At 69.1% G+C, this 7851-nt stretch carries 8 protein-coding genes; 4 read left to right on the forward strand and 4 right to left on the reverse strand.

All coding sequences use genetic code 11. From position 1 onward, the window contains the following. Positions 1-26 precede the first annotated feature (26 nt). Genes rsgA through PKH97_RS01540 form a run of 3 tightly spaced genes read right to left on the reverse strand, consistent with a single transcriptional unit; the run spans position 27 to position 2870 of the window. A complete protein-coding gene (rsgA, locus tag PKH97_RS01530) occupies positions 27-1046 on the reverse strand; it encodes a ribosome small subunit-dependent GTPase A (protein ID WP_324385635.1) in 1020 nt (339 codons plus the stop codon). Further along, positions 1043-2341 carry a 3-phosphoshikimate 1-carboxyvinyltransferase gene (aroA, locus tag PKH97_RS01535; RefSeq protein ID WP_324385636.1) on the reverse strand — a complete coding sequence of 433 codons (1299 nt, stop codon included), beginning with the start codon at positions 2339-2341 and terminating at the stop codon, positions 1043-1045. Before aroA ends, rsgA begins: the two co-directional genes overlap by 4 nt. Further along, the gene (locus PKH97_RS01540) at positions 2328-2870 is read right to left on the reverse strand and encodes a DoxX family protein (RefSeq protein ID WP_324385637.1); all 543 of its coding nucleotides are present in this window, start codon (positions 2868-2870) and stop codon (positions 2328-2330) included. Before PKH97_RS01540 ends, aroA begins: the two co-directional genes overlap by 14 nt. A 109-nt stretch (positions 2871-2979) precedes the next feature. On the opposite strand from PKH97_RS01540, the gene PKH97_RS01545 reads away from it, so the two are divergent. After that, the gene (locus PKH97_RS01545; RefSeq protein WP_324385638.1) at positions 2980-3792 is read left to right on the forward strand and encodes a nucleotidyltransferase domain-containing protein; all 813 of its coding nucleotides are present in this window, start codon (positions 2980-2982) and stop codon (positions 3790-3792) included. A 6-nt stretch (positions 3793-3798) separates the two neighbouring features. After that, entirely contained in the window at positions 3799-4620 is an 822-nt protein-coding gene (locus PKH97_RS01550) for an SOS response-associated peptidase (protein ID WP_324385639.1), read from the forward strand. On the opposite strand, the gene PKH97_RS01555 is transcribed toward PKH97_RS01550, so the two are convergent. Then, positions 4610-5578, reverse strand: coding sequence for a sugar-binding domain-containing protein (locus PKH97_RS01555; protein ID WP_324385640.1), 969 nt, complete (start codon positions 5576-5578; stop codon positions 4610-4612). The two genes, PKH97_RS01550 and PKH97_RS01555, sit on opposite strands and share 11 nt — an antisense overlap. 135 nt (positions 5579-5713) lie before the next feature. On the opposite strand from PKH97_RS01555, the gene PKH97_RS01560 reads away from it, so the two are divergent. Next, complete coding sequence (locus PKH97_RS01560; RefSeq protein ID WP_324385641.1) at positions 5714-7081, forward strand: sugar ABC transporter substrate-binding protein; 1368 nt, start codon at positions 5714-5716, stop codon at positions 7079-7081. Between the two features lie 4 nt (positions 7082-7085). After that, a partial coding sequence (locus tag PKH97_RS01565; RefSeq protein WP_324385642.1) for a sugar ABC transporter permease occupies positions 7086-7851 on the forward strand: 766 nt, incomplete at its 3' end.

A 7851-nucleotide genomic window follows, 5' to 3' on the forward strand; every position in this document is an offset into this window, starting at 1 on the left:
GAGGTTGTCGGTGCCCAGGGCCGGGATCAGTCGCCCTGTTGGGCGGTTCGGGTGCGTAGGAGGCGGCGCAGGCTGTCCAGGCGTGCCGGGCCGGCCGGCCCGGCCGCACCGGAGGCCACCCAGGCGTCCAGGGCGCACTCCTCTTCGTCGTGGGTGCACCCGCGTGGACACTCGGCGGTGCCGGGCTCGAGGTCGGGGAAGTGCTCGATGATGCGCTGCGGGTCGACGTGGGCGAGCCCGAAGGACCGGATTCCGGGGGTGTCGATGACCCACCCGCCGCCCGGCAGCCGCAGGGCGACCGCCGACGTGGACGTATGCCGTCCGCGTCCGGTCACGTCGTTGACGGCCCCGGTCGCGCGGTCGGCCGTCGGGACCAGGGCATTGACGAGGGTCGACTTGCCGACGCCCGAGTGACCGACTAGCACGCTGACCCGGCCGGCGAGCAGGGCGCGGACGTTCTCCAGCCCGTCGAACTGCGCGCCCCGGTCGGACGTGACGACATAGGGCACCTCCAGGGGCGCGTACTGACCCAAGAAGTCGCTCGGGTCGACGAGGTCGGACTTGGTGAGCACCAGGAGCGGGTCGAGTTCCGCGTCATACGCGGCGACGAGGCAGCGATCGATCAGCCGCGGTCGTGGCGGCGGATCGGCCAGGGCGGCGACGACGACGAGCTGGTCGACATTCGCGACGATGCCGCGTTCGACCGGGTCGGTGTCGTCGGCGCTGCGCCGCAACACACTGGCCCGCGGCTCGATCCGCACGATCCGGGCGAGGGCGTCCGGCCCGCCCCCGTGGTCGCCGACGAGGGCGACCCGGTCGCCGACGATGATGCCCTTGCGGCCCAACTCGCGCGCTTTCATGGACAGGACAATCCGCTCATCCGAGCCGCCCTGATCGACCAGGGTGGTGTAGCGGCCGCGATCAACGCCCGTCACGAAGCCGATCGTGGCGTCCTCGTGGCGCGGCCGGTCCTTCGACCGGGGCCGCGAGCCACGGCGATTCGGCCGGACCCGGACGTCGTCCTCGTCGAGGTCGCGCCGGCTCACCGGCCGCTGCCGGCAAGCATGGCATCCCACAAGGCGATGAAAGTGGGGAGGGTTTTGGCGACCGTGCCCGGATCCTCGATGCGCGTGCCGGCAGCCGAGAGCGCGATGACGGCACCGGCCATCACCATGCGGTGATCGGCATACGTGCGCCAGGGCGACGGGGTGAGTCGTCCGGGTGTGATGCGCAGGCCGTCCGCCCGCTCGTGCACGCCGACACCGGCACGCTGCAACTCCTGGCTCAGCGCCGTAATGCGGTCGGTCTCGTGCCCACGGATATGGGCGACCCCGCGGATGATGCTCGGCCCGTCGGCGAAGGCGGCGAGGGCCGCCACCACCGGGGTCAACTCCGAGGCGTCGTGCAGATCGATGTCGAGACCATTGATGGTGCCCGTGCCGCTGACGGTCAACCCGCCGCGTTCGAGGCGGACGTCCGCGCCCATGATGTCGAGGATGTCGCGCAAGGCGTCGCCGGCCTGGGACGTATGGTGCGGCCAGCCAGGGATCCGCACGCTTCCGCCGGTGACCAGCGCGGCCGCGAGGAAGGGCGCGGCATTGGACAGGTCGGGTTCGACGACCACGTCGAGTCCCGACAGCGGCCCGGGCTCCACGCGCCAGGTGTCGCTCTCGCTGTCATCGACGATGCCGCCGGCATCGCGGATGGTCTCCACCGTCATCGCGACATGCGGCTCGCTGGGCAAGGGCGTGCCGACATGCGTCACCGTCAGCCCGTCGTCATATCGCGAGCCGGCGAGGAGCAGACCGGAAACGAACTGCGAGGACGCGGACGCGTCGATGGTGACCGACCCGCCAGGGACGTGCCCCTGACCGCCGACGACGAAAGGCAGGCTGCCCCGAGCGCCGTCATCGACGCTGGCGCCCACGGCGCGCAGCGCATCGAGCACCGGTCTCATCGGTCGGATCCGAGCCTGAGCGTCGCCGTCGAAGGTCACCGGGCCGTCCGCCAGCGCGGCAACCGGCGGGACAAAGCGCATGACCGTCCCCGCTAGGCCGCAACCGATCTGGGCCGGGCCGCGCAAGGGGCCGGGCGTGACGATCCAGTCGCGGGCGTCGTCCGCAGCGTCGACGATGTCGATACCGAGGTCGCGCAGCGCCTGAGTCATCAGCAGGGTGTCGCGAGAGCGCAGCGGCAGCCGCAGCCGTGAGGCATCGTCGGCGAGGGCGGCCAGCACGAGATAGCGATTGGTGAGTGACTTGCTGCCGGGCAGGGTGACGATGGCATCGACCGGGCCCGCTGCCGCGGGTGCGGCCCAGTCGCCGGGATCAGCCGAGGGCATCGGAGGCCTGGGCCACCTTCAGGCGAGCTTCCCGCTTGGCGGTGCGGGCGGCATACCGCGCGTCCTTGGCGACCGACGCCTTGGTGCGGCCGGCGGCATCCCCGAGCATCCGCGCACGGTAGGCGAGGCCGGGCTTGCCGGCGGTGTCGACCGCCGCGAGCAGAACGCCACCGAGGATGCTGAGGTTCTTGACGAACTGCAGCCGCTGCTGGGCGCGCTTGGCCGGGTCGGTCTCGTTCCAGAAGGGATGGCCGGCGACGGTGGTGGGGATCAGGCTGCCGGCCAACGCGAGCGAGGCCAGGCGCGGGAAGCGGCCCGACGCGAGCAGGCCACCGCCGGCGATCATGGTCGCGCCATTGGCCCGCACCAGCAGTTCGGTGTCCTCGGGCAACCCGAGCGGGCCAGCGAGCGCCTTGACGACCTTGTCGGCGGCGGGCGCCTTGGCGCTCGGGTGGCGAAAGGCGTCCAGGCCGCCGTAGACGAAAATGGACGCGAGCAATGGCCGGGCGATGCGGCGAACGAGTGTCATCGGTTCTCTTTCGAGGGGGAAGGCGGTTCACGTCCTACCGTAGACGCCGATACCGACGACGGCACCGTCGGCGACCGGTCCAGCCTGCCCGGCACCGTAACCTCTAGGCGTGCGCGCCATTCCCGAGACCATGGACGCGCGGGTGGTGGGGGCGCTGGAGGGCGCCCTCGCCGATCTGGCCCGCGCCGAGGGTGTCAAGGTCCTGCTGGCGGTCGAGTCGGGCAGTCGCGCGTGGGGCTTCCCGTCACCCGACAGCGACTATGACCTGCGCTTTGTCTATGTCCGCACGGTGGCCGACTATCTGACGCCCTGGCCTGCTCGGGACGTTCTTGGCCTGCCTGTCGACGCCGTGCAGGACATTGCCGGCTGGGACCTGGTCAAGGCCGTCCGCCTGCTGGCCAACGGCAACGCGGTCCTCGGTGAATGGGCGCGGTCTCCGATCGTGTATGGCGGTGATCTCGTCTTCCGAACCACCCTTACCGAGCTCGCTGCGGACGTGGCGGACCCGGCCGCGATTGTGCGGCACTACGCGCACGTTGCGATGAAGAACTGGCCCGCCGACGCGGCCGCCGGCCTGCCGGTGCCGTTGAAGAAGCTCTTCTATGCCCTGCGCCCCGCCGCCGCCGTCCGGTGGCTGCTCGTCCACCCCGGCTCGTCGATCCCGCCGATGACCCTGCGCGAGCTGCTCGCCGAGTGCGACCCGCCTGCGGCCCTCCTGCAGCCGGTTGAGGACTTGCTGGCGGCCAAGGCCGCCGGCCGGGAGATGGGCGAGGGCATCGCGCCACTGCCGGTGCGCGAGTTTGTCAGTGCGCAGCTCGCCGCTGCCGCGACCTGCCAGGAGCGCCGGCCAGCCGCGCCGGACTACGCCCGCCTCAGTGACTTCTTCCGGTCCTGGGTCCCCGAGACGATCGGGAAGGACTGATCACCGATGTGTGGCCGCTACGCCGCGAGCGCGGATCTCGATGAGTTGATCGAAGAGTTCGACGTCGAACTCGACCGGCACGAGGAGCCGAGCCGCTCAGTGCTCGTCAATCCCCAGCACCCGCCGGCGGGCACGCCGGACTGGAATATGGCGCCGACCAAACAAGCGCCGGTCGTCCTGACGCGAGCGGTCGACGGCGTGCCCGTGCGCCAGTTACGGCTGCTGACCTGGGGATTGGTTCCGGCCTGGGCCAAGGATGCCTCGGTCGGGGCGCGCATGATCAATGCGCGCGCGGAGTCGGTGGCCGAGAAGCCGGCATACGGCAAGGCGCTGCGCGCGCGACGCGCGCTCGTCCCGGCCGCGGGGTGGTATGAGTGGCAGCTCTCGCCGACCGCGACCGATGCCAAAGGCAAGCCGCGCAAGCAGCCCTTCTATGTCCGGCGCGGCGACGGGGCGTCGCTGGCGATGGCCGGCCTCTACGAGTTCTGGCGCGACAAGCGCGTCACCGACCCCGATGACACGAACGCGTGGCTGGTCTCCTTCGCCGTGCTCACCACGGCGGCCGAGCCCGGACTCGATCGCATCCACGACCGTCAGCCGCTGATCCTGGAGCGGACGGACTGGGAGCGCTGGCTGGCGCCGGAAGTCACCGACGTCGAGGAGATCGCCGACCTCTTGACGTATGCCGCACCCGGGCGGTTCGAGGCCTATCCCGTCTCGCGGGATGTCAGTTCCAATCGCAACAACGGCCCGCACCTGATCGATCCGGCCCCGGAATCGGAACTCGTGGGTGTTGTCGACCCGACGACGGGCGAGATCATCGGCTGACCGAGACGCTGCCGGACGAGGGATGCAGCAAGACATTCGCCAGATCGCTGTCCACGACCAGGCTGGTCACCAGGCGCCCGGCCAGGGCCGGACGCAGCACATCCGCCTTGGCTGCGCCTCGCGCGATGCCGATGACCTCGGGAATGGCCCGAAGCTGCTCCGGTGTCAGGGTGAGCACGCGCTCCCCGAGTGCGGTGGCCACCGGGCGCCCCTCGCTGTCGAAGCAGATCCCCATCATTTCCCCGACCACGCCCGTGTCGGCCGCAGCCTGACGATCGTCGGGCGACAGGGCCCGGCAGATGGTCGACGACTCGGGATTCCACGCGCCCAAACCGGCCGCCGCGATCGTCACCCGGTAGGCCTGGGCGAAGGCGTCCGCCACGCTTTGCTGGCGTCGCATCGCCGCGGCCGAGGCCGCACTGTCCAGCACCAAGGGGGCGAAGAAGACGTGCGCCTCGCCGCCGGCCAGCCGCGCGGCCCGAGTGACGATGTCCACTGGGCTGCGCGTCTCGCCGGGAACGACCAGTGATCCGCTCAACTGGACGACGGGGATCGGGGGGAGCGCCGTGAGCGCGGCGATCAGGTCGGCGACCGACCGGGACCAGGGCAGGCCCAGCACGTCCGACGGCGTGATGATCTCGGTGAGCAGGTCCGCCGCCGCCCGGCCGATATCGCCTCGCCCACGCCCGGCATCCGGGCTCGCCACGACGACCGAGCAATGGTGCAGGCCGTAGGTCTCCTTGAGGCACTGGCTCAGCTCCATGTCGACCAGCCCGTCGTCGACGACCTCGATGCGCACCATGCCCAATTCATGGGCGGCATCGAGCAGCCGGGCCACCTTGAAGCGGCTGATGCCCAGCGCCGAAGCGATATCGACCTTCGACTCGCCGGCGAGGTAGTGGCGTCTCGCGACCGCGGCGGCGAGAGCACGCTCACGGGGTCCCAGCGATTCGGCCACGACGTTATCTCATCGGAACCGGGAGCCTCTTGACAAGAGGTCAGAGCAACCACTTTACTCAGATGTGCGCCATGAACGCTCAAATGAGCGAGCCGCGGATGCCCCGCGAGGCGCCAATCTCAACGAGGAGAGCAGATGGCAGGCAAGAAGTTCCTGGCAATCACGGGCGCGACCGCGCTCGTGGCGACCGCGCTCGCGGGCTGTTCCGGCGCAGGTGGCGGCGGGGGCGGCGGCACGGGCAGCGGTGGCAGCAGTGGTGGCGCCATCAACGTCCTGATGGTCAACAACCCGCAGATGGTGGATCTGCAGAAGCTGACCGACGCTAACTTCACCAAGAAGACCGGCATCAAGGTCAACTACACCGTTCTTCCCGAGAACGACGTCCGCGCCAAGATCTCGCAGGAGTTCTCCTCCCAGGCCGGCCAGTATGACGTGGCCTCGCTCTCGAACTTCGAGATCCCGATCTATGCCAAGAACAAGTGGGTCGCCGACCTGACGTCCTACACGACCTCGGACACCGCCTTCAACCAGGGCGACATTCTCAAGCCGATGACCGACTCGCTCAGCGTCGACGGCAAGGTCTACGGCGAGCCTTTCTACGGCGAGTCCTCCTTCCTGATGTACCGCAAGGACGTTCTCGAGGCCAAGGGCCTGACCATGCCCGCTAAGCCCACCTGGGCCGAGGTCGCCGACCTCGCCGCCAAGCTCGACGGCGCCGAGTCCGGGATGAAGGGCATCTGCCTGCGCGGCCAGCCCGGCTGGGGCCAGATCTTCGCCCCGCTGACCACCGTCGTGAACACCTTCGGCGGCACCTGGTTCAACGAGGACTGGACTCCGGGCGTCAACGCGCCGGAGTTCAAGGAGGCCGTCAACTTCTATGTCGACCTGGTCAAGGCCCACGGCGAGGCCGGTGCCCCGCAGGCCGGCTTCACCGAGTGCCTGAACAACACCATGCAGGGCAAGACGGCCATGTGGTACGACGCCACGTCCGCCGCCGGCTCGCTGGAGTCCGCGGACAGCCCGACCAAGGGCAAGTTCGGCTACGCCCCGGCGCCGGTCAACAAGACCGCGAGCTCCGGCTGGCTCTACACCTGGTCCTGGTCGGTTCAGGAGGCCAGCAAGAACAAGGACAACGCCTGGAAGTTCATCTCCTGGGCGTCCTCGAAGGAGTACGAAGAGTTGGTCGGTAAGGAGCTCGGCTGGAGCCGCGTGCCCGCCGGCAAGCGCGCCTCGACGTATGCCAACGCCGACTACCTGAAGGACGCCAGCGCGTTCGCCGAGGCCACGAAGGCCGCCATCGAAGGTGCCGACCCCAACAACCCCGGCGTCCAGAAGCGCCCGGCGCCCGGCATCCAGTTCATCGACATCCCCGAGTTCCCCAAGCTCGGCACCGATGTCAGCCAGCTGGTGAGCAGCGCGATCGCCGGCCAGACGACCGTCGACGCGGCCCTCGACCAGGGCCAGAAGCTCGCCGAGGACGTCGCCGCGAAGTACAAGAAGTAGACCCATGGCTGCCACCCCTACCAAGGGGGCCAGGGCAGCCATGCCGAAGAGAAGCAGCCTCGCGCGCTCAGGTGACTGGGCGCGCAGGATGCCTCTCCTCCCGGCGATGGTCCTGGTCTTCTTCGTGACGCAGCTGCCGTTCGTCTTCACGATCGGCGCCTCGTTCATGAACTGGAATGCCTACTATCCCGATGAGCGCGGCTTCAATGCCGGCGCCAACTTCAAGACGGTGCTCACCGACCCGGCGGCTCGCAAGGCCATCTGGGTCACCGTCTTGCTGACCGCGTCGGTCGTGTTGATCTCGCTCTTCCTCGGGCTGGTCATCGCGCTGCTCTTGGACCGGAAGTTCCTCGGCCAGGGCATCGTCCGTACGATGATGATCACTCCCTTCCTGGTCGTCCCGGTCGCGGCGGCGCTGCTGTGGAAGCACGCGTTGTACAACCCCGAGTACGGCCTGTTCAACGGGATGCTGACCAAGATCTTCGGCAAGGGTGCCCCGCAGCCGGACTGGATCAGTGAGCACCCGATGTGGTCGATCATCTTCGCGATCGTCTGGCAGTGGACGCCCTTCATGATGCTGATCCTGCTGGCAGGCCTGCAGTCTCGCCCCATGGATGTCGTCGAGGCCGCTCGCATCGATGGCGCCAGCCCATGGCAGATCTTCACCAATATGACGCTGCCGCACCTGCGCCAGTACATCGAGCTCGCCGGCCTGCTCGGCACGATCTACGTGGTCCAGAACTTCGACCATGTCTTCACCATCACCAGTG

Source organism: Nostocoides sp. (assembly GCF_035343835.1).
Lineage (GTDB): Bacteria > Actinomycetota > Actinomycetes > Actinomycetales > Dermatophilaceae > Nostocoides_A > Nostocoides_A vanveenii.